19 protein-coding genes, 5 pseudogenes and 1 other annotated feature are annotated in these 23,396 nt (G+C 55.8%); of the genes and pseudogenes, 6 read left to right on the forward strand and 18 right to left on the reverse strand.

Annotation, left to right across the window (positions count from 1 at the left end; genetic code table 11):
- Positions 1 to 35: 35 nt before the first annotated feature.
- Together AB6Q56_RS22755 and AB6Q56_RS22760 are read left to right on the forward strand one after the other, a co-directional pair.
- Positions 36 to 827 carry a ParA family protein gene (locus tag AB6Q56_RS22755; RefSeq protein WP_434517283.1) on the forward strand — a complete coding sequence of 264 codons (792 nt, stop codon included), beginning with the start codon at positions 36 to 38 and terminating at the stop codon, positions 825 to 827.
- Positions 827 to 1,786: a ParB/RepB/Spo0J family partition protein gene (locus AB6Q56_RS22760; protein WP_434517284.1), complete on the forward strand. Its 960-nt coding sequence runs from the start codon at positions 827 to 829 to the stop codon at positions 1,784 to 1,786. The genes AB6Q56_RS22755 and AB6Q56_RS22760 overlap by 1 nt, the downstream gene beginning before the upstream one ends.
- 263 nt (positions 1,787 to 2,049) lie before the next feature.
- Here AB6Q56_RS22760 and AB6Q56_RS22765 read toward each other — a convergent pair whose 3' ends face one another.
- Genes AB6Q56_RS22765 through AB6Q56_RS22785 form a run of 5 tightly spaced genes read right to left on the reverse strand, consistent with a single transcriptional unit; the run spans position 2,050 to position 7,423 of the window.
- On the reverse strand, positions 2,050 to 2,535 hold the full coding sequence (locus AB6Q56_RS22765; RefSeq protein ID WP_434517285.1) for a hypothetical protein: 486 nt from the start codon (positions 2,533 to 2,535) through the stop codon (positions 2,050 to 2,052).
- Entirely contained in the window at positions 2,532 to 4,385 is a 1,854-nt protein-coding gene (locus AB6Q56_RS22770) for an integrase (RefSeq protein WP_434517286.1), read from the reverse strand. The genes AB6Q56_RS22765 and AB6Q56_RS22770 overlap by 4 nt, the downstream gene beginning before the upstream one ends.
- Positions 4,382 to 6,046, reverse strand: a complete 1,665-nt coding sequence (locus AB6Q56_RS22775; protein WP_434517287.1) for a site-specific integrase — start codon at positions 6,044 to 6,046, stop codon at positions 4,382 to 4,384. Before AB6Q56_RS22775 ends, AB6Q56_RS22770 begins: the two co-directional genes overlap by 4 nt.
- Complete coding sequence (locus AB6Q56_RS22780) at positions 6,036 to 7,166, reverse strand: tyrosine-type recombinase/integrase (protein ID WP_434517288.1); 1,131 nt, start codon at positions 7,164 to 7,166, stop codon at positions 6,036 to 6,038. The genes AB6Q56_RS22775 and AB6Q56_RS22780 overlap by 11 nt, the downstream gene beginning before the upstream one ends.
- Positions 7,166 to 7,423 (reverse strand): hypothetical protein, encoded by a 258-nt coding sequence (locus AB6Q56_RS22785; RefSeq protein WP_434517289.1) that lies wholly within the window; start codon positions 7,421 to 7,423, stop codon positions 7,166 to 7,168. The genes AB6Q56_RS22780 and AB6Q56_RS22785 overlap by 1 nt, the downstream gene beginning before the upstream one ends.
- Positions 7,424 to 7,661: 238 nt before the next feature.
- Between AB6Q56_RS22785 and AB6Q56_RS22790 the strand changes: the two genes are divergently transcribed.
- A protein-coding gene (locus tag AB6Q56_RS22790; protein WP_434517128.1) for an IS3 family transposase occupies positions 7,662 to 8,893 on the forward strand; the annotation gives its coding sequence in 2 pieces (ribosomal slippage) (positions 7,662 to 7,950 and positions 7,950 to 8,893; 1,233 coding nt in all).
- Positions 7,940 to 8,056, forward strand: a sequence feature (AL1L pseudoknot). It overlaps the preceding gene by 117 nt.
- A gap of 471 nt (positions 8,894 to 9,364) precedes the next feature.
- The gene (locus AB6Q56_RS22795; protein ID WP_434517290.1) at positions 9,365 to 9,685 is read left to right on the forward strand and encodes a hypothetical protein; all 321 of its coding nucleotides are present in this window, start codon (positions 9,365 to 9,367) and stop codon (positions 9,683 to 9,685) included.
- A 145-nt stretch (positions 9,686 to 9,830) separates the two neighbouring features.
- Here the strand turns inward: AB6Q56_RS22795 and istB (AB6Q56_RS22800) are convergent, their stop codons facing one another.
- From istB (AB6Q56_RS22800) to istA (AB6Q56_RS22850), 11 genes and pseudogenes are all read right to left on the reverse strand, one after another.
- Entirely contained in the window at positions 9,831 to 10,628 is a 798-nt protein-coding gene (gene istB, locus AB6Q56_RS22800) for an IS21-like element helper ATPase IstB (RefSeq protein ID WP_217021629.1), read from the reverse strand.
- Positions 10,621 to 12,117 carry an IS21 family transposase gene (gene istA / locus AB6Q56_RS22805; protein ID WP_217021633.1) on the reverse strand — a complete coding sequence of 499 codons (1,497 nt, stop codon included), beginning with the start codon at positions 12,115 to 12,117 and terminating at the stop codon, positions 10,621 to 10,623. Before istA (AB6Q56_RS22805) ends, istB (AB6Q56_RS22800) begins: the two co-directional genes overlap by 8 nt.
- A gap of 116 nt (positions 12,118 to 12,233) precedes the next feature.
- Positions 12,234 to 12,347 (reverse strand): annotated as a pseudogene (locus AB6Q56_RS22810) (helix-turn-helix domain-containing protein); the annotation flags it as partial.
- A 510-nt stretch (positions 12,348 to 12,857) separates the two neighbouring features.
- Positions 12,858 to 13,296 (reverse strand): annotated as a pseudogene (locus tag AB6Q56_RS22815) (RNA-guided endonuclease InsQ/TnpB family protein); the annotation flags it as partial.
- 986 nt (positions 13,297 to 14,282) lie between these two features.
- Entirely contained in the window at positions 14,283 to 16,130 is a 1,848-nt protein-coding gene (locus tag AB6Q56_RS22820; RefSeq protein WP_434517291.1) for a phage integrase family protein, read from the reverse strand.
- A gap of 195 nt (positions 16,131 to 16,325) precedes the next feature.
- Positions 16,326 to 16,652, reverse strand: a pseudogene (locus AB6Q56_RS22825) (type II toxin-antitoxin system PemK/MazF family toxin).
- Positions 16,649 to 16,867, reverse strand: coding sequence for an antitoxin MazE family protein (locus AB6Q56_RS22830; protein WP_434517292.1), 219 nt, complete (start codon positions 16,865 to 16,867; stop codon positions 16,649 to 16,651). The pseudogene AB6Q56_RS22825 and the gene AB6Q56_RS22830 overlap by 4 nt, the downstream one beginning before the upstream one ends.
- 299 nt (positions 16,868 to 17,166) lie before the next feature.
- On the reverse strand, positions 17,167 to 17,496 hold the full coding sequence (locus AB6Q56_RS22835) for an addiction module antidote protein (protein ID WP_434517293.1): 330 nt from the start codon (positions 17,494 to 17,496) through the stop codon (positions 17,167 to 17,169).
- Complete coding sequence (locus AB6Q56_RS22840; protein WP_434517294.1) at positions 17,493 to 17,816, reverse strand: type II toxin-antitoxin system RelE/ParE family toxin; 324 nt, start codon at positions 17,814 to 17,816, stop codon at positions 17,493 to 17,495. The genes AB6Q56_RS22835 and AB6Q56_RS22840 overlap by 4 nt, the downstream gene beginning before the upstream one ends.
- Positions 17,817 to 18,104: 288 nt before the next feature.
- A complete protein-coding gene (gene istB / locus AB6Q56_RS22845; RefSeq protein WP_217021629.1) occupies positions 18,105 to 18,902 on the reverse strand; it encodes an IS21-like element helper ATPase IstB in 798 nt (265 codons plus the stop codon).
- Positions 18,895 to 20,391 carry an IS21 family transposase gene (istA, locus tag AB6Q56_RS22850; RefSeq protein ID WP_217021633.1) on the reverse strand — a complete coding sequence of 499 codons (1,497 nt, stop codon included), beginning with the start codon at positions 20,389 to 20,391 and terminating at the stop codon, positions 18,895 to 18,897. Before istA (AB6Q56_RS22850) ends, istB (AB6Q56_RS22845) begins: the two co-directional genes overlap by 8 nt.
- Positions 20,392 to 20,497: 106 nt before the next feature.
- Here istA (AB6Q56_RS22850) and AB6Q56_RS22855 point away from each other — a divergent pair.
- Both AB6Q56_RS22855 and AB6Q56_RS22860 read left to right on the forward strand, forming a co-directional pair.
- A pseudogene (locus AB6Q56_RS22855) lies at positions 20,498 to 21,256 on the forward strand (ISL3 family transposase); the annotation flags it as partial.
- Positions 21,244 to 21,393, forward strand: a pseudogene (locus AB6Q56_RS22860) (CopK family periplasmic copper-binding protein); the annotation flags it as partial. The pseudogenes AB6Q56_RS22855 and AB6Q56_RS22860, both read left to right, overlap by 13 nt.
- 19 nt (positions 21,394 to 21,412) lie before the next feature.
- On the opposite strand, the gene AB6Q56_RS22865 reads toward AB6Q56_RS22860, so the two are convergent.
- Together AB6Q56_RS22865 and flgB are read right to left on the reverse strand one after the other, a co-directional pair.
- Positions 21,413 to 22,708 carry an HD-GYP domain-containing protein gene (locus AB6Q56_RS22865; RefSeq protein WP_434517295.1) on the reverse strand — a complete coding sequence of 432 codons (1,296 nt, stop codon included), beginning with the start codon at positions 22,706 to 22,708 and terminating at the stop codon, positions 21,413 to 21,415.
- Complete coding sequence (flgB, locus tag AB6Q56_RS22870) at positions 22,705 to 23,388, reverse strand: flagellar basal body rod protein FlgB (RefSeq protein ID WP_434514476.1); 684 nt, start codon at positions 23,386 to 23,388, stop codon at positions 22,705 to 22,707. Before flgB ends, AB6Q56_RS22865 begins: the two co-directional genes overlap by 4 nt.
- Positions 23,389 to 23,396: the final 8 nt, after the last annotated feature.

The raw sequence follows: 23,396 nt of genomic DNA on the forward strand, positions 1-23,396 counted from the left end.
TAACATCACGCAGTTCTCTGAAAAAAGGAGCTGCGATGGCTGCTAAAACACTGGTATTTGCAAACCATAAGGGAGGTGTTGCAAAGACTACACTCTCCGTCAATATTGCAGATGCGCTTGCGCGCGAAGGGTTCAGCGTACTTTTTGTCGATCTTGATCCTCAAGGTAATGCAACCCAGTTGATCTACGGCTTTGATGACACGCCAGCGGTTACTGTAGAGAAATTACTGGCTGGTAAGGAATCAATCGCGTCAGCGATTGTTGAAAAAACGACTATTCCCGGTGTGTCCCTGATTGGTTCGACACTGAAGCTTGCGCGGTTGGAGCGTGATCTTCAGACCACCCCGTTTTCGTCTACATCGCTGTTGTTGCAAAAGCTAAATAGCGTACGCGATGTATTCGATGTGATCATCCTTGATACTCCTCCTGCACTCTCATTTCTAACTGCTAATGCCCTAGCCGCGGCTGACACGATCTTTGTACCCGTCGAATCCGGTAGCAAACTGGCCTTGGTTGGTACGGATGACATGATTGAGTTCGTCAACCAGGCCAAAACGGTTAATGCTAAGTTACAACTAGGTGGAGCCATTTTGACCAAGCATGATGGTCGTAAAAAACTCTGTAAGATCACCCAGGCCGTCATTGGTGACTATTTTGATACGGTCCTTGAGCACTTCCTTCCTCAATCGGCTGACATTGGAAAGAGCCAAGCTGCGGGGCAGACCGTTCTGCAATACGATCGTGAATGTAATTGCTCCAGGGAGCTCGTTGAGATTGCTCGTGAAATTACGCAGATAGCTAATCTCCAGAAATCGGAGGCAGCGTGATGGCTAAGCAGAACGATAAAGCGTTGGCGGAAAGCATGGGGCGTCGTCGGCCGCGAGAAGTGATTCAGGATGAAGTAGCAGACTCAATTTTAGGAGAGCTCGTACCGCCGGGTGCTGTGGACATTCCTATTGAGTCACTCTATCGATCACCATTTCAGGTGCGTGAGTCAGCTTCATCAGATGATATCGATCGCCTAGCTGAGAGTATTCAGTCTTCCGGCTTGATCAGCCCGATTGTAGTTCGATCAGTGATCAATCCGGCCAAAGATTTACAGGTTAAATCTGTGCCGACATTTTTAGAGGCCGATAGAAATTTACAAGTTAAATCTTTTGAGATCGTTACAGGGCATCATCGAGTTCAGGCCATTTTAAGACTGGGGTGGACCACTGTACCTGTCTTAATAAAGCACATGACGGACTCTCAGGCGGCTATAGCTTTGACAGCCGATAATGCGATTAAAAAGGACCTAACCGATTGGGATCGCTATCAGTCAATTTTGATGCTGGAGCGCACGGGGGCTTGCAAGACCGGTCGGGAAATTGCTGCAACACTTGGTGTTTCGCCTCCCCAGATCTCGCAACTGCGAGCCTTTGGAAAGCTCCCAATGGATGCAATTGAGATCATTCAAACGGCTCCTGGATGTTGTGGCTATCGTCTGGCCTATGAACTAGACACTCTAGGTCTCAACCAGACGTGCCCTGAATTAGTTACTAATGCGTTCGCTGCTCTTGTGAGCGGCAAGATAAAGGCTCAAAACCAAGTTGTGCAATGGATACGACTTCAGATGTCTGCAAAACGCCCCCGTACATATAGACGAGAGCTGAAAATCCAAAATCCTGGATCATCCCCTGTCAGAATTGTCGTGACTGAGGACGGTGCGACGATTGATGCCAAGGGGCTTGTTCCCGAGAAACTCGCAAAGCTTCTTGAACAAAATCTTGCCGATTTGGTTAGCTAGTGAGACGAATTTTTGGGAGCTTCGGATTTTCCAGTGGACGCTAGGGCTGGAAAACCACCTCCCGACAAAATAGCCTTCGGATTTTATGTAATGATCAGCACATGTTGCGTGCGGTAACAATCTCGTAAAACCGGTATTGTTATCCACACGCAACAACTTCTGTGTTGCGTACGATATCGGTGGAATCTGTCCTGGTGCAACTGAGGCAAAACTGAAATCTATCCTTAACTGCACGCCCTCCATTTGGAGTGTGCCGGGCATTTTCATTTCCGCAGATCAACCACCTTAGGTTTGGCATTCACCTGCTGCTGTAACTGAGCAATCACCTCATCCCGGATGCGCAGCAATTCCTCAAGTTCCTTGTTCCGGGCATCCAGCCGGTAATTAATCCTGGCCAGCGCTGCCACTTCGGCTTGGGCTTCCTCGACCATGGTGCGGTATTCCTTCAACTTGGCTTCCGTCTCCGCCAAGGCTGACCTACTTTCCTTAAGTTGCGCCCGAGGCGTCGTGTCGTTGATGCGGCGAATCTCGCTCAGTACCGGTTCGTGGAAGCGGTATAGGGTGGCCCGATCCACGCCAGCTTCCTTGCATACCGAGGCGGCGGTCAGCTTGGTGCCCTTGGGCACCTTTTGAGGATTTCCATTCACCAGGCGCCGGACGGCCAATTCCAGCTTCTGCCGGGTTTCCTTGACGGAATCCCGTCCATGGGCGGCCAATGCTTCGATGCTCGCTTCGGGAACGCCGGTCATGCGACCACCTCCTGTCCGTCTAGTCGGTGCAGCACCTTCTCTGCGTAGCCAATGATTTGCTGCGACCGCGCCCGACCGCCTGGCCCCATGTCATCCAGGGCGAGAGCTTGCCGCTGCTGTTCCAGAATGCCCTCCCATACGGGCCGATGCTCGGGACCGATGATGCCGTAGTTGCAATCAACGCACATCTGCGCTTCGAATACGCACAGTCCACCGCAGCCGGTGCCCTTGGCATTGCCGACGCACCAGGAGTGGCCCGTGCCGTTCAGGGTGATGGTGCCGGCGTATTCTCGGATCAGTTCTTCCTTGTTGGCTGCGGTACGAACAGATGAGCGCCAGTCGCTCAGCCAGTGGCTCCCGTTGGCGAGCGGGGCGTCAGAGTCCAGGTAGCCGGTCATGATCTCCGACTGGCGCCCAAGTTTTTCCTTGGCAACCATTTCCAGAAGCTCAACGTCGGACTCGAAGTCATCGGTCGCCCCGTCAGCGTAATAAGTCGTCATGTCCAGACTCCAGTGCCCGAAATGGTCGCGGAGCGTCAGCAGGTCACCCAACTCAGAACGGGCCACGAAATAGGCATAGGTTCGGCGGAATTGGTGGGTATGCAGCGGATAGGGGCGGAGGCCATCGCCGAGAATGGTGTTATCGGCGCAAAACCGCTTCAATTCATCGTTCATGGCACTGCCCGAGACAACCGCGATTTCACCACGATTACTTCGCAGGAAGAGCTTGCTCCTGAACTTGCAGACAGCATGGAGCCTTTTCGTCAATCGCGCCTTCTCTTTGGCAATAGTATTGGGGAGCCTGGCCAGAAGTTCGCGCTCTTCTTGCCGTAGTTGCTCCCGAAGCGGCGCGGTGAGATGGCTGAGGACCGCCACGGCCTCCGCAACAATAGCCGGGACCAGCCAACGATGCGGCCGGACCCCAGTCTTGTAGATGGTGCCATGGAGCCAACACACATCCATGCTGTCATCCTTGCTTCTTCCCCTAGCAATACACCCTTCCTCGATAGACATTGCCTCGGAATCACGGATACCGGAGAACATCGCAATCACAACGAAGCAAGCGGTACGGAGCTTGACGAACTCGGTGGTATTTACATCACTGGTGCTATCCACTACCTCCGAAGCTTCGCTGCGGAGTGCCGCGAGAATCGCGGGTGCGCGATTCCGAATGTAATCGATGGCAACGTCCGCGAGTTTGGACATAACGGTATCGGGAATGATCTCAGTCTTTGGCTTGCCGAAGTCTCCATGCTTCTTCAATCCGGCCAGCGAAATAGCTGACTCGAAGGGCCAGGGCGGCAATTGAAGGGCATCATTGATATTGCCTCGCTGGAAATGCAGTTGCTCAACCAGGGATAACCGGCCAGTAACCGTTGCCGGCGATGCTGGCTTACCGCTTTTCCCCTGCTTGGCGAACGGAACATAGTCGAGCGCCCGTCCGTCCATATCTGAAAATCGTGATAGGCCGTTGGCCACCATCCAATACAACAGCGGGCGTAGTGCGGTAACCCTGGAGATGAGAGAGGTAAATATGGGACGTTTGCTCCCGGCATATGGCGTCACAAACAGCGACCAGATGAAATCCCTCGATGATTCCAGCAATGCAGCATTCGCCGGGTCGGTCAACCGTGTCCCGTTGGGCAGCGTGATGTTCCAGTCAATCAGCTTTTGCGCAGGCCGAAGATTTTCTTGCGGGATGTAAGGGTAGAAGTCCCACACGTTGTCACCGAAGCGACTGACCACCAAGGGTGTTTCGTCAGGCAACAGCACAATCGAGACCGGCCTTTCGCGTTTTTCCGCCGAATGAACAACAGTCAACGGGCGAAGATCAAGCAGGCGAACTGTCATAGCAAGGGGCCTTTCCAGGTGGGGTGCGGCGTGCTTCGCGCCCTGGCTCGGGCTTCCTCCACCTTGTTCGCCGAGAACAATGGTGCGATGTCGGCGTCGATCCGCCGAATGATGGGGCTATAGGTTTTCAGCCAATGGGCAGCGTTTATTTTTGAGCGCTCGGCAATGAGCCGGTAGTAGAAGCTGAACAGTCGCCACAGGTCGTCCTCGAAGACGCACATGCTGGGGCACTTAAAGCAGGCGAAGAACTTCTTGCAGACTGATTCGTTCTCCCGAAACGGATTCTTGCAGCGGGCGATGCCCGTATTGTAGCCACCCGAGAGGAGGTCTTTCACGTCCTGCAACGGAATCTTGCCGTCCGCCGCCACCAGCACCTTGCCCTCGATCTCCTGGCTCGTGAAGACGCCAACCAAGGCATCAGCCACCAATGCATGATCCCGCTCGGCCTCGGGTGGAGCATCCACATAATGGCGGGCCGTGGTAGTCACCTTGGTGTGCCCAAGTGCCTGCTTCACCTTGCGAATATCCCGGCAGCGCCGGTACAACTCCGTTGCAAAGGTGGGCCGAGCACGGGACATATTCAGCGTAATCGGGTTGCCGGCATCATTGACCAGTGCGTGCCGTTTGCTGAAATCGCGCAGCGCTCGCGCAACCCGAGTCCCATCGAAGCGCACGACACCAGAATTCAACTTGGACCGAACCTGCATTCGTACCAACAAAACAAAATTCCGATCCTCAACTTTAGCCTCCTCAATCAAAGGAGAGGTTATCGCACAGAGATATCGGAAGTGTTCGCCGATGTTTGCCGGAATGGCCGTCAGCATACGCTTCCCAGATTCGTTCTCGGCGGCCACTATCGAGGTTGCCTGGCTGGACCACCCACGGCGTTTGTAGGTGACAAGCAGTTCTCTATCTTCGATGGGATGCTTCTGTAGGCTGTCACGGTGCAAATCAAGCAGCGACTGGAGATTGCGGCCGGTGGCGAAGCCAAGAATGAGGATATGAACGGCAATCACTTGGTCGTAGGACAGCGCATGCTCCTGATTGCCGTGGATCACCTGCAAATCGTTATGCAGGGCAGCCAGGATGCGCTTGTGTTCCGCGACCGAATATGCCTCTCGACTAGGCATTAATCGATCAGCGTTAGGGAATGGATTTCGCGGGAAATCTAATTTTTTGCTAACCGCAGCCGAGTTTCTTTCCTGCCGGTTCCGAAGCAACGTTTTTACGTGATTAAAAGCTATCTTGCGTGCAGCCAGAGATAGGGGCTGCCCTTTTCTATTGCCACGCAAGGCTGGCTGTAATTCGAGCCAGGCCAAAAACTGGTCAACGACACTTCGATCAACCTGTGAGAGTAATGTGATGTTATCGACAGTCGGATCTGTGTCCTTCAAATAGCGCCAAAAACACTTGTATCCGGTGTTAAACATGCTTTTTAGCGTCGTCCCGACAAACTCAGTTCTGAGGCTCCAGAAAGCATCTCTCAAATGCCCAACAATCTCGTCTCGCCCACAACCAAGGTGCTCCGTAAAGTCAAGGATAACCTTGCCATGGTGAGGGCAATCAACGGTGAGCTTCCACCCTGGCGGCATATCCACTACGCGGTCGCCGTCCATGATTAGGTTGACCCTGCGGTCGAGCTTCTGTCGTTTAATGGCCATCGCGTAACACCCGGCAAATGTCAGCCTGGAAACCGTCCGCGTCGTCGTGCTGAACAAGATCGGCAGCGTGGATATATTTCTCGGTAGTGGTGATCGAACTATGTCCCATGCGGTCCCTGACCCAGAGCAGCGCCTGACTTTGAGTCTTAACGCGACTTATGCGTAGCAGTTCGTAAGTGCCAAATGTGTGCCGTAGCATGTGAGGGTGGCATTTGATTCCAGTCTTCTCACTGAACCGGCGAAACGCATTATTCAACCCGGTCAATGACAGCGCCTCGCCATCTTCGGAGAGAAATAAGCAGGTGGTTTCCTGCCCATGAGTGCGCTTATGCTTGACTAGCAGTTTCGGCCATTCAAAGGTGAAGTAGTGGTACAACGCCGCGGCTAAATCGTAGGGCAGCATGACAGTGCGCTCCTTGTCACCCTTGGTCGGCGTCAGCGCCGGATCAAGGATCATGGCGATCTGTTTCGCGGGGTCTCGGCCCGCTGGGTTTGGCAGTACCCGGTAATCAAAGCCGGCGACCTCCTCGCGGCGCATCCCGGTCAATAGCATCAAATACCCCATCAACTTCAGGCGATAGGGGGTCATGGACTCCAAAAAGGTCTTGGCCTGGTCCAGATGCAAGAATTTCGGCAAAGACTTGTGGGCGCGCACAGTCAATTCGTTGGCTTCGAACCGCCCGCCCGATGCATCGACATGGGCAAGGAATCCCTGCGGCTTGGAAACCCATATTTCCTCCTTCGAGAAAGGTATGGCGTGGGTGATTCCCTTCTTCAAGGCCCAGTCGTAGAAGGTGTCGACACAGCGGAGCCGCTGATTGACCGTGCCGCGCTTGCAGCCACGCTCCAGCATGGCGTCCCGCCAGGCGCCGATTTGCGTCTGGTTAACGGTATCCCAGGCCAGGTCGTTGCCCTCCAGGAAAGCAAAGAACTCCAGAAGGTCATTCCCGTAAGTTCGCCAGGTCTTCTCGGAGCGTGTCCGTCCCTTGACGGTGGCCACGTAGCGCAGGTAATCGTTGGGCGCCGAAACCAGTTCCATCTCGGCATCACAGAGGAAAGGGATGTTGGGGCGAGGACGCCCGGCAACCATGAAGCTGGCGTCGGTGTAAAAGAGTTTCATCAAAGCCCCTTCTGCCGCAAATAGGCCACCGCACCCCGAAAATCCGTACCGAAGAGATGGCTGGCCAGATCAACTGCACCGCCACCACCTTTCTCGGCACGGGTGTCGAAGAACTTGGTGCCGGTCAACAAAAGTTCAAATTCCCGGCCTCGCACCGTGGCATGCCAGCGTTCCGTACGGGCATCTTTCACCGGGACAAACGAAACATCCTTCTTGGCATGGTCGGCCAGCGCTGCCAATGCCCGGCTTGCCGCCATGGTGCGCCACCTACCCAGATCGGATTCCTCGACTCTCCCCATCTCGTCTCCATATACCGCAGCTACTCGGCTTTCAAAGAAAGCCAGCTACTCAACACCAATCACTGTAGCATATGGATTATGCTGCGCAACACTCTATTGGTTATTTACCGGAGTTTGCGGTGGACGGGGTGTGTTACGTCCCATGAATCGCCCCGGGAATTGAGGAGGCTCCATTACCTGAGAGAATGGAGCCATGATGAGCAAATCAAACAGATATTCCCCTGAAGTCAGAGAACGTGCGGTGAGGCTGGTACAAGAAGCCCGCAAAGAACATCCGTCGCAATGGGCAGCCATTGAATCGATAGCCCCGAAGATTGGTTGCGCAGCCCAGACGTTGCATGACTGGGTCAAGCGACATGAAGTGGATACGGGCCGGCGCGATGGGATAACCACCGATGAGCGTGAGCGTATGAAAGCCTTGGAGCGGGAGAACAAGGAGCTCCGTCAGGCCAACGAAATTCTGCGGCTAGCCAGTGCGTTTTTCGCGCAGGCGGAGCTCGACCGCCTCAAGAAGAAGTGAGGACATTTATTGACCGGCACCGGGAGACATATGGGGTCGAGCCGCTCTGCAAGCTATTGCAGGTTGCCCCGTCTGGCTATTGGCGTCACGCTGCCCGGCAACGCAATCCTTCCCTGCGGAGCGCCAGGGCGCAACGGGATGAATTGCTGATTCCTCAGATTCAACGGGTTTGGCAGGCCAATTTCCAAGTCTATGGTGTCCGCAAGGTTTGGCGGCAATTGCTCCGTGAGGGAACGCCCGTGGCGCGTTGCACGGTCGAACGGCTGATGAAGCATCTTGGCCTGGAAGGCGTCAGGCGCGGCAAGATCATGCAAACGACCTTCAGCGACACCCGTACGCCTTGCCCGCTGGATCGGGTGAATCGCCAGTTCAAGGCCGAGCGCCCGAACCAACTGTGGGTCTCTGATTTTACGTATGTCTCTACTTGGCAGGGATTTGTCTATGTCGCCTTTGTGATTGATGTCTTCGCTCGTCGTATCGTCGGCTGGCGTGTCAGCAGGTCAATGCGTACCGATTTTGTCCTCGATGCGCTTGAGCAGGCGCTGTATGACCGACAGCCCAAGCGTGACGGGGCACTGATTCATCACTCAGACAGGGGAAGCCAGTACGTTTCCATCCGCTACACCGAGCGGCTGGCCGAAGCAGGCATCGAGCCCTCTGTCGGCAGCAAAGGCGACTCTTACGATAATGCCCTGGCTGAAACCATCAACGGCCTCTACAAAGCCGAATTGGTTTATCACCGGGGCCCCTGGAAAACCATCGAGTCCCTGGAGCTGGCCACCCTGACTTGGGTGACTTGGTTCAATCACACTCGACTCCTCGAGCCCATCGGAAACATCCCGCCCGCCGAGGCGGAGGAACGGTACTATTCACAATCCCTTGTGCAGGCAACGACCGCCTGCACTTAAACCTCGGAGCCTCTACGAAACCCGGGGCGATTCACCAATTTGCGACATCTCCGGACATGGTTGAGCGTCGGGGATTGCGCCCGGTATGATGACCTTGCTTTCGTCTGAAACGAAAGCTCAAGAGCTATTCAGCTTGAGGGCAAAAATCTCAAAACCCTGCGGTTGCGCTATGCCCGCAAGGGTCTGGCTCCGCGTATATTTCAGCCAGTAGATGGCTTGATTTCGCGGTACGAACAGGCTGGCTTCAATGTTGCAACCGACAAGATTCATCGCATATAGTGCTAGAAATCCCTGCAAAGGAGCTAAACATGGCAGCAGTTTTGGAAAGAACAGCCCCTCCGCAAGCCACTGCGTTTGTGCGGGTGTTGACGCGCACTGAAAAGTACCCGGATTTCGAGGTATCTGCGCGCTGAAAATTACCCAGGGTGATTAACCTTCGCCGTTCCGTTTTGGAGCGGGGAAACCGAGGAGATGATCACCATGAATTTGCTGGGAAAAGTAAGAAGACTGCATTATCGGGACGGGTTAAACCTGTCGGAGATCGAGCGTCGAACTGGGCTCACGCGGAAGACGATCCGGAAGTGGTTGAAAGCGCCGGAAGGCCTTGAGCCGAACTATCGGCGAAAGGTCGTTGAGACCAAGATTGCGCCCTTTGCCGAGCGGCTCATCAAGATGTTGGAAACGGATGCGCGTCGCCCCGTGCGAGATCGGCGCACCGCCTTGAAGCTCCACGCCGAGTTGAAGCTGATGGGTGTCGGCGCGCGTTTAAATTTGACCACCTGTGCGCGTTGAATTTTGACCAGGGGTGATAGCCACCTGACATAGGTTGGCTTGTGGATAAGTGTAGCTCAGAACAACCGATTTTCGAGCCACGATGATTGCGTTGGGAAAGCCGTGGAGGACGAAGTCCGGAACGGATTTCCCAACGCGGCCCCGATCAGAACACGCCTTCCTCGGGGGGAGCGCCCCGCTTGCTCTGTTCTCGTGCCTTGATCCTCGACTTGGCGGTGGCCGTACTGTGTCGGAAACGGAACGACTCGTTGCCGGTCTCCACGATTTGGCAGTGATGTGTCAGCCGGTCGAGCAGCGCCGTGGTCATCTTGGCGTCGCCGAACACGCTCGGCCATTCGGCGAAGGTCAGATTGGTCGTGATCATCACGCTGGTGTGCTCGTAGAGTTTCGACAGTAGGTGAAACAGCAAGGCACCGCCGGCCTGGCTGAATGGCAGGTAGCCCAACTCATCGAGAATGACTAGGTCCATGCGCAGCAGCCCCAAGGCAATCCGCCCGGCTTTGCCAGCAGCCTTCTCCAATTCCAGGGCATTGACCAGGTCGACCGTCGAGAAGAAGCGCACGCGTTTGCTGTGATGCGCAATGCCCGAAACGCCCAGCGCCGTAGCGAGGTGTGTCTTGCCGGTGCCCGTGCCGCCAATGAACACGACGTTCTGGGCCTCATCGGCAAAGGAGAGGTCGGCCAGTTGCCGGATCAGCTTCTGATCGACCTTGGATTGCTCAAAGTCGAAGCCAGCTAGATCCCGATGCACCGGGAAGCGGGCGGCATGCATCTGATAGCCAATCGAACGCATCACCCGGTCGGTGTGCTCGGCTTGAAGCAGATGCTCGATCAGCCAGCGTGATGATTCAATCCCCATTCCGCCATTGGCCGACAGTTCCTCCCAGGCGCCTGCCATGCCATGCAAACGAAGTTCCTTAAACTCGCTCAGCAGCTCACGCATGATCAGTCACCTCCGTACGCAGCCGGTCGTACCGTCCAGTATCGGCAACCGGCACTTCGCTGACAGTGAGCACAGTTTCCACCGGTGGCGGCAAGGGGCCGGATTTGAGCCGGTTGAGCATGTTCTCGATGTGCTCCGCACTGGGCAAACCCGATTCCAGCACCAGATCAACCGCGACCAGAACGGCCTCCAGACCGAACTGTGCAATCGCCGACAGCACCTTGGCCATCACCCGATCGCCGCCTTCCCGGCGCAGAAGCAAACCGCGCAATCGTTGCAAGGGCTCCGGCATGTCGGCAAACGGCGCGCCATTTCGCAAGGCCCCCGGCTTGCGTTCGATCAGCGGAATGTAGTGCTGCCAGTCGTAGAGGGTTTGCTGGCGACTGAAGCTACGGGGATGCCTGGCAACACGCATATCGTGCGCCACAATCTCGATCCGTTCCGGATAAAACCGCAGGCTGACCGCCTGCCCCACCAACTCGCACGGCACGGAGTAGCGATTACGATCCAGTGTCACCAGACAGGTACTGGAGACCTTGCCCAGGGTTTCGACGTAGCCATCGAACGGCGCCACCATCGGCATCAGACTCGGTTGCTCGTGTTCGAGCATCTCTGCCACCGTCAGATCGGCATACTCGGGATGACGCAATTCCTGCCACAGGCTGCGACAGCGTTCGAGCAGCCAGACATTCAGATCAGCGAACGAACCGAACCGCTCCTTGCTGGCATCCTGCCAGAGCCGATGCCGGCTATCCTGGACATTCTTCTCGACAACGCCTTTCTCCCAGCCGCTGGCGACATTGCAGAAGTCCGGATCGAACAGGTAGTGGGACGCCATCGCAGAGAAGCGCGCATTAACGATGCGGGATTTGCCCTTCTGCACCTTGTCGACCGCCGTCTTCATGTTGTCGTAGATGCCGCGCCGAGGAATGCCGCCCAACGCAGCAAACGAACGCGTGTGCGCATCGAACAGCATCTCGTGACCCTGCGTCGGGTAGGCCTGAACGACGAACGCCCGACTGGCACAAAGCTTCAGGTGCGAAGCGAGTATCTTCCGCCACACCCCGCCAATGACCAGATGCTCTTCGCTCCAGTCAAACTGAAAGGCTTCGCCCAGCTCGAAATGGAGCGGTACAAAGGCCTTGCTGACCGCCGCACCCCCATCGGCCCGCCAGCGCCGGATGAATTCGGTGACCCGACAGTAGGTGCCGGTAAATCCCGCAGCCTGCAATTCACCAAAGAGTTTCAGCGCTGTCCGCCGATCCCGTTTCGGCCGACGGGCATCCGTTTCCAGGGCTTTGATGAGGCGCGCCGCATACGGCGCTATCTTGATGTTCGGGTTTTGCCGCTCATACTTCGGCTCCGTCCCTTCCGGTGTCCGCAACCATCGCTTCACGGTATTCCGGCTATACCCCGTCTTCCGCGAAATCTCGGACAGCGACATGCCGTCCCGGTAAAACAACCGCCGAATCCTGCCCAGATCCTTCATGGTGATCATCTCCAAAAACCCTGCTCAAAAAATGAGCAGGTGAGTTAATCACCCTGGTCAATTTTCAGCGCGCACAACCCCGCTTTTCTGGTCAGTTTTCAACGAGCGTCAACATGCAGGGCCAACGCCTTGTTATAGACGAACCGGCACGATCCGGCGAATCGGCGCATCAGGCGCTGCTGTTCGCCGTTGGGCTTGAGTTCGAATTGATAGGCGCTCAGGCGTTTCATGCCACTACCTTACCGTATCGACCTCGCCGTTCAAGACCCCCAAAAACATGGACGCCTGCGCCGCCCGCGCTATCCTTCCCCGCCCTGAACGGCAGGGATTGTCGCGCACTGGGTCAATCTCGCAACCGATCTGTCCACCTTGCTGGCTGAAATCGACACTTGGCCAACCAAGGGCTAAAGCAGGCTCCGTCCACCGAAGAATCCGAAGTCCCATTTTTTGTTGTGCGGGATGAGGGAAGATTTACAAGTTAAATTTCCCACTCTCCCAAATAAGCTCACATTAAGCTTGATAGATGCCTTTATGTGAGTTTTTCCGCTATGTAACCTAACGTGTATTGGATTACGTCAAAAATTGACACCGGGATTCCAGAGAAATCTAACCCACCCGAGGAGTCGCGGTATGGCTCAGGTCATAGATGGGTTAGTAGCGCCCGATAAGCGCTCCGAACGCTCTCGTCAGGATGGATTTGACGTCCTCCCCGGCCTGAAGGCCGGAGTTTCCTACGGCGCTCAGGAGCGGCATAGAGCCGCCCCTGAGTCGCTTCGGTGGGTTCCTGCTGCTGGCGTCATTACTGCACCGCTCACTCCACAGGCGAACCGGGCGTCTCCCGCCCTTAAAACATTGATCGCACCGACCAGATCGGCGTTTTCCTCGAAACCGCATGCCACGCACTGGAATCGTGCTTGCGTCTGCCGTTTTTGCGCCGACACATGGCCACAGCACGGACAGGTGCGACTGGTGTTATGCGGCGGCACGGCGACCAGCCAGCCACCTCGCCATGCCAGCTTGTAATCCAGTTGCCGGCGAAACTCGAACCAGCCTTGATCGAGGATGGATTTGTTCAAGCCGGATTTGACTCGAACGTTTCTACCCGGCTGCTCGGTTGTACCTGCCACCTACTGCGACATGTTCCGAGCCTGCAAGTTCTTCGTTACACACCATCGCGTGGCAACGAGCTTCAAACTTTGAAGCAGCCATGAGTAACGTGCACAAGTTCCACAGGCACACCCGACCTTCAAAGTTTGAAGCTCTCGACGATCCGGAGCTGGCGCAACCCCTGTGATGTGCCAGACACCCCGCGTTGAGCAGGATTTCTTCGGCGGGCTTCAAACTTTGAAGCTCAAAGCAGCCACTCTGCTCTCCTGCGCTAACTCCAATTATCTTGAGCTGCGGCGGCGCACCGCTGGAAATCATCAAACAGTACATCCAGCAACAAACTCGACCTGATGACTAACCGGCTCTGCAAGCCGGGCGCTATCCCCCGCCAGCCAATCCGGGCGCTCTGCGCTAAGGTTCGCCAGCGAACCGGAGCGGATTGCGTGGCGCCCCTCGCGCTTTGGGGTGGAGTAAACCAACAACTTAACGTAGGGGCTAGGTCAAAGGTGAGGGTGTTTGTGCAGCTGTTCAGGAGAGGACGGGGCGATCCTGTACAAATGTTCTCACCTTTCCCTAGTCGAGGCTTATGGGCGGAGTGCTACGACCCAAAGGTGAGGGTTTTTGTGCAGTTTTTGCGGAGAGGACGGGGCGATCCGGCACAAATGTTCTCACCTTTCCCTGGTCGGAGCTTATGGGCGGAGTGCTACGACCCAAAGGTGAGGGTGTTTATGCAGTTTTTGCGGTGAGGATGGCGCGATCCTGCACAAAACCTCTAACCATTTGCTATGGAAGCAGCGGCTCCATGGATCGGCGCTTACCCACATTATCTTAATGAAAATGAAGTGAGCTGATTTGGTTCAGCAAAAACCTGTTTAGACTTTCGACAAGAAACGGGGTGAAGGTAGTGCTAATGCTGGGGAGAAGAGAAATGCATGTCCGAATTTTTGGGCTATCTCTGGAAGCGACCGAAGATCTCTAACAGAAGAGCCCGGAATGCGCGCAAAGCAGATACCAAACTCAAACCGGGAAATCCCATCCTCCTTGTGGCAGGCAATCACCTAGTTCCCAAAAAATTTTCCGAGTTCTTCGATGCTCCGCTGCTTCTCTGCCTGCACATAAATAGTCGTGGTTTGGAGGCTGGCATGCCCGAGTACGCGCTGCAAAACATCAAGAGGTACTCGACCAGCGGCCGCCTGCGTGCCGAAGGTGTGTCTGAATGCATGAGGGCCGCAGCTGCGCAGCTTTTCACGCTCGAAATTATCAAGATCTAGCGTCTGATCGTCGGCAATGCGGCGCAAAGCTGTCTTGATGACCCGATAAAGACCATCTTGCGAAAAGCCGCTTTCATTTAGTTTACCTTCCTCAGCTTTGTGTTTCCTCTTTGCTGGAGCAATGTCCGGTACGTAGAGTGGTGACAGCAACGGCATATCAGCTAGCCCGAAACTGAAATCCTGACCTCGATCATTCCAATGTACTTTGATGGCTTCTACGGCTCGTCCTGGTAAAAATACGGTACGCCACTTCGAACGCTTGCCTAGAACATCCAATTCCCAGAGATTTGCTACGCCGGGTACCGGCTTTAACTTGTCACGTGTCGCATAGGCCGCTTCTTCACGACGTAGGCCGGATTCGCCCAGGAGCAGTAGCGCGGCACGCACTAAACGAAACTGAGCAGACATCGAAATTGCGGCGGCGGCTCCGCGCATTCGGTAGCGCTTCTGCAATTCAAGATCAGGTACTTCGGTAAGAGTATCCAGAATTCCCCCCGGCCCTGCCAGTTTCGTCCACAGCAGTTTCGGCAGAGCCCTATCGATCTGAAGCGGCGTGATCGCTTGGGCGACAACTGGATCTCCGACCGTGACCCAGGGATTGCCTGCCAGGTAGCGCACATTAACCAGCCACTCAAAGAAGGTACGAATGGTCAGAACTGCGTATTTCTGCGATGCGGGCGAAGGATTACCGGCAAAGGGCTTCCAATCGTTTGAGAGGCGTTTGGTCTTCTTGCCGATCCATGATTTCAGAGGGGCTACCAAGAAGTCTTTGTAGGCCTCGCAATCCTCCTGCATGATTGAAGACATAGCTTTGCCGCGCACTGTGACGCACCAGAGTAAAAAGCGCTCTAATTCCTTACGGTAGGCTCTTTCTGTTTTTTCCTTGCCTCGGAACTTATAGAGGTAAGCATCGATCGCTTCTAAGTCATTGCGTGCCTGCACCAAAGCAAACGACGGGTTGCGGTTGAACCCCGTAGCACCATCGAGTGCTTGCGGTAGGATTACTCGTTCTAGTGGCACTAAAACAGGATTCTGAGGCGTGACCACAACGAATTTATCAGCTGCGACTGGGGCGATTGATGCCATGCGCACAGGGCCAAGTGTCCCTTCAAACTTTCGAAGCCAGCCCACGATGGCTGTAGCCTTGCCAGCCCCTATGCGAGGAATCGGACGATACCAACCATCGCCCCGAGTGCGGATCAAATCAATCATCTCACCGATGGTTTTTGCACCTTCTGCTTTGATTAGAGCTGCAATCATCGGACGGAACCAGACGGATACTGGGTCAGTCTTTTTAGGGGTTGAGAAATCCTGATCAGCGGCCTGAACAAGGAAGTCACAGGCCGACTTTGACCAGACGTGCAGCATCCTTGCGCGGCGTAACCCTTCGGCAACATGTGGATTCTGATCAATGGCTCGTTTCAGAAGGTAGTCACGCATGGATTCCAGGCGATTCTGAAGTCCAGCCGAGGTGGCACAACCCATATCTTCGAGATCATCCTCACAGTAATAAAGTGAGGAAATTTGGGAGATTGGGAGCCTATTCAACCAAGCGCGCAGCGCCGTGAAATCAGCGCGTGTGTACTTATGCTGTCGATCATCGTTGGCCAGCAACACTTCAACGTTTTGTGCCATTCCGTGATTCCTGGTCGCGGCTCAAATTAGAACCACGAGCATTTCTGTAGATTTAACTTCATAAGCGCTATCTTAGCACTATAAAAGCGGGCCTGATAATTACAATTATCAGGCAATCAAGGGGGGGGGAAAGAAGCGGGAAATATCCCACTATCCAATTTTGGCGCTTGAATGAGCCCGGTTTCCGAGACGTCTCTATTTGGCAATGCCAAGGAACACGGCCAAACACCGCTCAATCTCTACCAGTGAATCAACATCAATGCGCCCGAAGGCTGGCCCCACCTTGTCACGCTTCACAGTCATGGCCTTGTCTACCATGACCTGTGAAGGCTTCTGCAAGCCGCTGCCGGCGTCTGGCTGAACCGTTATACGCAACTAGGGCGCAGCAACAAGCGTACTCGTCACTGGCAGAACGGCAATCGTGGCGTGCTCGTCGAACTGGTCAGCCTGAATCACCAAGGCGGGCATTGGCTTGCCGAAGTCGCCTTGCATGGCGATGATTACGAAATCGCCCCGCCTCATTCCGTCCAGCTGTCCAGGTCAGCCAAGGCTTCATCCATGAAATGCTGCATATCCGCGTCGGCCTTGTCGGCTTGCGCGGCAAGGCGGGTCTGTCGACGGCATTCCTCCGCAAAGTTCGGACGGCGCGTATCTGGCACCCATATTTGCACCGGGCGCAATCCCGCCATGCGCAGGGCGTCGCGGTGCTTCTGAACCCTTGAATTGACGTGTGCCATGCCGGCATCCTCAATGTTACATGCAACATTCTGGAGCTTTCCGGTGTTACATGCAAAGTTGGTGGAGTACGGCTTTTCCCGTTTCGTGGGCAGATCCCAGCCTAAAAGAGGGTCGGCCGGGAACTTTATCGGAGCGACGCGGCCCGCTTGGACTGTCCGAAAATGGCGATGGAGTTTTCCGCTGTAGACGTCGTTGGCTGACTACATAAGGAGCCAAGGCATCATGTGAACGGCGAAAGGTGCGAAATCTCTATTCAGTTGACCATGATTTCTCATGGTTGCTGACCAGAGCAAAATGGTCACGCATGCGCGTGATTTTCAGGCTCAACCGAAAGACGAAGACCTACCGTCTTCAAAACGGCAAGTAGCGTTTTTAGCGTTGGATTGCCTTTGGGCGACAATGTGCGATAGAGCGATTCTCGGCTGATGCCAGCTTCTGCGGCCACTACAGCGAGTCCGCCGTAGGCTTCTGCTACAGTGCGCAAAGCAAGTAGGCCAGCGGCTCGGTCATTGGGATTATCGAGCGATTCCATGGCAGCTTTCAGGTATTCCACCGCCAATTCACGGTCAGCTCGCAGTTCGGCAAGTTCCAACTCGTGATGCGACACAGTGCCTTTGATTTTGCTCATCCTTGCCTCCGTTTCCATTCCGCCCATAGTTCCTTTGCGCGTTTGATGTCAGCGCCCTGACTTCCTTTGTCGCCTCCGCATAGCAAAAGCACCATCGTGTTGCCATGCCGACCACAATACACACGGTAGCCAGCACCGACATGCACCCGCAACTCGATAACCCCTTCTCCGACCGGCTCGCAGTCACCGAAATTTCCTGCCTGTACTTGGCGCAACCGAATGCGAATACGAGCCTGTGCAACTTTATCGCGCAGAGCGCTCAGCCAGTCCGTGAAAGGCTCACGCCCGTCGTCGCGTTGGTAGCGAAAGAGTTCAATCATGTGACCGATTGTAGCCTAAAAGCTACTTTCAAGGCGGTCCGTCATTCCTGCCACGGAGAACGGCCTGGCTTCATGCGTTCGAGGCGATTGCTGAATCGGCAGTTGTCGGCGCGCGTTTAAATTTGACCACCTGTGCGCGTTGAATTTTGACCAGGGGTGATAGCCACCTGACATAGGTTGGCTTGTGGATAAGTGTAGCTCAGAACAACCGATTTTCGAGCCACGATGATTGCGTTGGGAAAGCCGTGGAGGACGAAGTCCGGAACGGATTTCCCAACGCGGCCCCGATCAGAACACGCCTTCCTCGGGGGGAGCGCCCCGCTTGCTCTGTTCTCGTGCCTTGATCCTCGACTTGGCGGTGGCCGTACTGTGTCGGAAACGGAACGACTCGTTGCCGGTCTCCACGATTTGGCAGTGATGTGTCAGCCGGTCGAGCAGCGCCGTGGTCATCTTGGCGTCGCCGAACACGCTCGGCCATTCGGCGAAGGTCAGATTGGTCGTGATCATCACGCTGGTGTGCTCGTAGAGTTTCGACAGTAGGTGAAACAGCAAGGCACCGCCGGCCTGGCTGAATGGCAGGTAGCCCAACTCATCGAGAATGACTAGGTCCATGCGCAGCAGCCCCAAGGCAATCCGCCCGGCTTTGCCAGCAGCCTTCTCCAATTCCAGGGCATTGACCAGGTCGACCGTCGAGAAGAAGCGCACGCGTTTGCTGTGATGCGCAATGCCCGAAACGCCCAGCGCCGTAGCGAGGTGTGTCTTGCCGGTGCCCGTGCCGCCAATGAACACGACGTTCTGGGCCTCATCGGCAAAGGAGAGGTCGGCCAGTTGCCGGATCAGCTTCTGATCGACCTTGGATTGCTCAAAGTCGAAGCCAGCTAGATCCCGATGCACCGGGAAGCGGGCGGCATGCATCTGATAGCCAATCGAACGCATCACCCGGTCGGTGTGCTCGGCTTGAAGCAGATGCTCGATCAGCCAGCGTGATGATTCAATCCCCATTCCGCCATTGGCCGACAGTTCCTCCCAGGCGCCTGCCATGCCATGCAAACGAAGTTCCTTAAACTCGCTCAGCAGCTCACGCATGATCAGTCACCTCCGTACGCAGCCGGTCGTACCGTCCAGTATCGGCAACCGGCACTTCGCTGACAGTGAGCACAGTTTCCACCGGTGGCGGCAAGGGGCCGGATTTGAGCCGGTTGAGCATGTTCTCGATGTGCTCCGCACTGGGCAAACCCGATTCCAGCACCAGATCAACCGCGACCAGAACGGCCTCCAGACCGAACTGTGCAATCGCCGACAGCACCTTGGCCATCACCCGATCGCCGCCTTCCCGGCGCAGAAGCAAACCGCGCAATCGTTGCAAGGGCTCCGGCATGTCGGCAAACGGCGCGCCATTTCGCAAGGCCCCCGGCTTGCGTTCGATCAGCGGAATGTAGTGCTGCCAGTCGTAGAGGGTTTGCTGGCGACTGAAGCTACGGGGATGCCTGGCAACACGCATATCGTGCGCCACAATCTCGATCCGTTCCGGATAAAACCGCAGGCTGACCGCCTGCCCCACCAACTCGCACGGCACGGAGTAGCGATTACGATCCAGTGTCACCAGACAGGTACTGGAGACCTTGCCCAGGGTTTCGACGTAGCCATCGAACGGCGCCACCATCGGCATCAGACTCGGTTGCTCGTGTTCGAGCATCTCTGCCACCGTCAGATCGGCATACTCGGGATGACGCAATTCCTGCCACAGGCTGCGACAGCGTTCGAGCAGCCAGACATTCAGATCAGCGAACGAACCGAACCGCTCCTTGCTGGCATCCTGCCAGAGCCGATGCCGGCTATCCTGGACATTCTTCTCGACAACGCCTTTCTCCCAGCCGCTGGCGACATTGCAGAAGTCCGGATCGAACAGGTAGTGGGACGCCATCGCAGAGAAGCGCGCATTAACGATGCGGGATTTGCCCTTCTGCACCTTGTCGACCGCCGTCTTCATGTTGTCGTAGATGCCGCGCCGAGGAATGCCGCCCAACGCAGCAAACGAACGCGTGTGCGCATCGAACAGCATCTCGTGACCCTGCGTCGGGTAGGCCTGAACGACGAACGCCCGACTGGCACAAAGCTTCAGGTGCGAAGCGAGTATCTTCCGCCACACCCCGCCAATGACCAGATGCTCTTCGCTCCAGTCAAACTGAAAGGCTTCGCCCAGCTCGAAATGGAGCGGTACAAAGGCCTTGCTGACCGCCGCACCCCCATCGGCCCGCCAGCGCCGGATGAATTCGGTGACCCGACAGTAGGTGCCGGTAAATCCCGCAGCCTGCAATTCACCAAAGAGTTTCAGCGCTGTCCGCCGATCCCGTTTCGGCCGACGGGCATCCGTTTCCAGGGCTTTGATGAGGCGCGCCGCATACGGCGCTATCTTGATGTTCGGGTTTTGCCGCTCATACTTCGGCTCCGTCCCTTCCGGTGTCCGCAACCATCGCTTCACGGTATTCCGGCTATACCCCGTCTTCCGCGAAATCTCGGACAGCGACATGCCGTCCCGGTAAAACAACCGCCGAATCCTGCCCAGATCCTTCATGGTGATCATCTCCAAAAACCCTGCTCAAAAAATGAGCAGGTGAGTTAATCACCCTGGTCAATTTTCAGCGCGCACAACCCCGCTTTTCTGGTCAGTTTTCAACGAGCGTCAACAGGTCATGGACGAGTTTGCGCTGCACAAGGGGCATCGCTATGCGACCGTCGTGATGGATGCCCAGACCATGCGCGTCCTCTGGGTTGGTGAAGGTAACAGCCGGGCAGCGATTCGTCCCTTCTTCGAATTGTTGGGCGAGGAAGGATGCCGACGCATCGAAGCGGTGGCCATGGATATGAATACCGCCTTTGACCTGGAGGTTGGCAAGCACTGCCCCCAGGCGGAAGTGGTCTATGACCTGTTCCATGTCGTGGCCCGCTTCGGGCGTGAGGTCGTGGATCGGGTGCGCGTTGATCAGGCCAATGCGCTCAAAGCGTCCCCCGCAGCCCGTCAGGTGGTCAAGCGCAGTCGCTGGCTACTGTTGCGCAACCGCGGCAACCTCAGTGGCGAGCAATCGGTGAGGCTTGATGAACTGCTCGCCGCCAATGCTCCACTGGCCTTGGTTTATCTGCTCAAGGCGGGGCTCAAGGAAATCTGGTTTGCACCCAGCGTTCGGGACGGCTTCCGACAATGGCGAAGTTGGTATCGGATGGCCATCGAGAGCAGGCTGCCAGCCGTTATCCTGTTCGCCCGCCGGCTGCGCAAATATCTGCGGGGCATCCTCGCTTCGGCCATCTACCCCATGAACTCCAGCATACTCGAGGGCGCCAACAACCGTATCAAGGTCATCAAGCGCATGGCCTATGGCTTCCGTGACTCAGCCTATTTCTTTCTGAAGATCAAGGCTGCCTTTCCCGGAAAAGCGCGATGAACCACAAATATGGCCGCGCTACTCGGATGAAGAAAGACACGGTGATGGAAACCAAGGATGGTCAGAAGATCATGATGCATGGCGATGAAGTAATGCGTCTTGACAGGCTTCTGCACCAAAACCATCAAGGCGGTTAAAGCGGTTCAATCCCTTTGATCAGGCGGCTCCTTCGGGAGCCGTTTCTGTTTTGAAGTACCGCTTGACGACCGAGTTCAACTCGGCCGCCCACTGATTACTTTCCCAAGTACGGCTCTTGGCATACAGGCCTGGCGCAAGCTCGAAGAATGTTGCGAATACTTCCGGGTCAAAATGAGTGCCACTTTCCTGCTCCATGACGGACAACGTTTCCTCCAGTGATATTGCCTCCTTGTAAGGGCGCACCGAGGTCAGCGCATCGAATACGTCGACCACCGCAAAAATCCGGGCAGCTAAAGGAATACCGGTTCCGGATAATCCATCCGGGTAGCCGCTGCCATCAAAACGCTCATGGTGGTGACGGATCGTTTGTTCGGCACCGGTCAGCCAGGGATTGCCAGCAACGATCTCCACGCCAAGCACAGCATGGGTCTGCATGACCTTGAACTCATCCCGATCTAATCTGCCGGGCTTGAGCAGGATTCTATCGGGAATCCCGATCTTGCCCACATCATGTAAAAAAGCACCCAACACCAGACTGGAAATCGTTTCTGTTGGAACCTTCAAGGCCTCGGCAACGGCCACCGAGAACAAGGTGACCCGATAATTGTGCGCATCGGTGTCGGCGTCACGCTTGGCAATTGCATTCCCCAACGAACGAATCAGCGACAGGTTGGCATCGAGCAGTTGCCGCGACAGAAAATTGGAACGCCGTAGCATGGCCAGCATAAGGGGGTACAACAACAATGCCGCTGTTGGCACCGACAAACTTGCTGCCAGTGCCACATGCCGGATTGATCGCCGCCTGGCCTCGATTTCCTTTTCAGATATTCGACTGATCCCTTCGACATAGCCTATCAGGTGGCCATTTTCGGTAGTCATGGGGAGCAAGACCTGAATCAACTCGTCAGCCCCAACACGAACACTCCGTGTGTGATTTTCACCCTGTTTCGGCCAAGTAGGTACGATGCCACTGAACGGGGCGAGTGCTGCCTCAGGGAGTCCCCCTAATGTCTCGAAGAGCACACGCCCATCGACTCCAAAAACACGCATGCCCACAAGTTCCTCACGCAGGAGTCGGGCAAGCTCTTGATGGTCGCTCGCATCCTGCCCTTCGGCCAATTGCATCGCCGGCGACTCGAAGTGACGTACGCCGGCAATCGCCAGCTCCTTGACGCGTAACTCGGCTTCGTAGGATGCCAACCAGTAGGCCACACCACCGGCCAGTATCCCGACTACTGCGGCGCCAATGCCGAGCCGCAGGGCCAAAGCAAGACGTAACCGGCGAGGCGTGTCAGGCAGTGAAAAGCGATTCATTTGAGGTTCTGCAACAGCTCCATGAAGTGCTTGAAGTGGCCGCTGACACGATCTAGGGAAAACTGGTGCATCAGCGAGTTTTCAGCCATCTTCTGTCGCTCAACGTCCATTTCGACCGTATTGCCGTCAGCAGCGGCTTGGTACGGCACATGGTACTTCAGCGGAAACGGCGGTGTCTGCGCACTTCCTGACTGATGGCCGGCGGCAGTGGTCGCCAGCGGTAGCGATGCCGATGCCCCCTTGACGATTTGGGCGGCCTCTTCAATGTCAATATCGACAGCCTTATAACCAGGCGTATCAGCATTGGCGATGTTCGAGGCTATAAGTTGCTGCCGATAGATCCGAACCCCTAGCATTTTCTGCTGGAAGTCGTGACCCGCATGCCCGCCCTGTCCAATGGAAAAGTGATTTGGGTGGGCTGTTGCCGTAGTGGGCGCCATTCCGGAAGCGTGCCCGCCACCATGTCCTCCCCCCTGACCTGATCCACTCCCTCCTTGTCCGCCATGGGCGCCATGGCCGGCCACCGGATTATTCGCCTGTTGGGCCATCGCCTGATTCAGTGCTTCAGAAAACGTACCATTGTTGGCATTGGCAGGCGAAGCACCGTGCCCTTCGTGACCACCTTGAACCGGAGGAGGTGAACTGTTGCCGACAGGAGGAACTGACGAAGCACCTGCCATGACGATGA

It is taken from the genome of Dechloromonas sp. ARDL1 (genome assembly GCF_051122455.1).
GTDB lineage: Bacteria > Pseudomonadota > Gammaproteobacteria > Burkholderiales > Rhodocyclaceae > Azonexus.

What these genes read in the sequence shown, in the direction of transcription:
- AB6Q56_RS22755 (WP_434517283.1), top strand. Translation starts at nt 36, where the DNA reads ATGGCTGCTAAAACACTGGTATTTGCAAACCATAAGGGAGGTGTTGCA.
- AB6Q56_RS22760 (WP_434517284.1), top strand. Translation starts at nt 827, where the DNA reads ATGGCTAAGCAGAACGATAAAGCGTTGGCGGAAAGCATGGGGCGTCGT.
- AB6Q56_RS22765 (WP_434517285.1), bottom strand. Translation starts at nt 2,535, where the DNA reads ATGACCGGCGTTCCCGAAGCGAGCATCGAAGCATTGGCCGCCCATGGA.
- AB6Q56_RS22770 (WP_434517286.1), bottom strand. Translation starts at nt 4,385, where the DNA reads ATGACAGTTCGCCTGCTTGATCTTCGCCCGTTGACTGTTGTTCATTCG.
- AB6Q56_RS22775 (WP_434517287.1), bottom strand. Translation starts at nt 6,046, where the DNA reads ATGGCCATTAAACGACAGAAGCTCGACCGCAGGGTCAACCTAATCATG.
- AB6Q56_RS22780 (WP_434517288.1), bottom strand. Translation starts at nt 7,166, where the DNA reads ATGAAACTCTTTTACACCGACGCCAGCTTCATGGTTGCCGGGCGTCCT.
- AB6Q56_RS22785 (WP_434517289.1), bottom strand. Translation starts at nt 7,423, where the DNA reads ATGGCGGCAAGCCGGGCATTGGCAGCGCTGGCCGACCATGCCAAGAAG.
- AB6Q56_RS22795 (WP_434517290.1), top strand. Translation starts at nt 9,365, where the DNA reads ATGATCACCATGAATTTGCTGGGAAAAGTAAGAAGACTGCATTATCGG.
- istB (WP_217021629.1), bottom strand. Translation starts at nt 10,628, where the DNA reads ATGCGTGAGCTGCTGAGCGAGTTTAAGGAACTTCGTTTGCATGGCATG.
- istA (WP_217021633.1), bottom strand. Translation starts at nt 12,117, where the DNA reads ATGAAGGATCTGGGCAGGATTCGGCGGTTGTTTTACCGGGACGGCATG.
- AB6Q56_RS22820 (WP_434517291.1), bottom strand. Translation starts at nt 16,130, where the DNA reads ATGGCACAAAACGTTGAAGTGTTGCTGGCCAACGATGATCGACAGCAT.
- AB6Q56_RS22830 (WP_434517292.1), bottom strand. Translation starts at nt 16,867, where the DNA reads ATGGCACACGTCAATTCAAGGGTTCAGAAGCACCGCGACGCCCTGCGC.
- AB6Q56_RS22835 (WP_434517293.1), bottom strand. Translation starts at nt 17,496, where the DNA reads ATGAGCAAAATCAAAGGCACTGTGTCGCATCACGAGTTGGAACTTGCC.
- AB6Q56_RS22840 (WP_434517294.1), bottom strand. Translation starts at nt 17,816, where the DNA reads ATGATTGAACTCTTTCGCTACCAACGCGACGACGGGCGTGAGCCTTTC.
- istB (WP_217021629.1), bottom strand. Translation starts at nt 18,902, where the DNA reads ATGCGTGAGCTGCTGAGCGAGTTTAAGGAACTTCGTTTGCATGGCATG.
- istA (WP_217021633.1), bottom strand. Translation starts at nt 20,391, where the DNA reads ATGAAGGATCTGGGCAGGATTCGGCGGTTGTTTTACCGGGACGGCATG.
- AB6Q56_RS22865 (WP_434517295.1), bottom strand. Translation starts at nt 22,708, where the DNA reads ATGAATCGCTTTTCACTGCCTGACACGCCTCGCCGGTTACGTCTTGCT.
- flgB (WP_434514476.1), bottom strand. Translation starts at nt 23,388, where the DNA reads ATGGCAGGTGCTTCGTCAGTTCCTCCTGTCGGCAACAGTTCACCTCCT.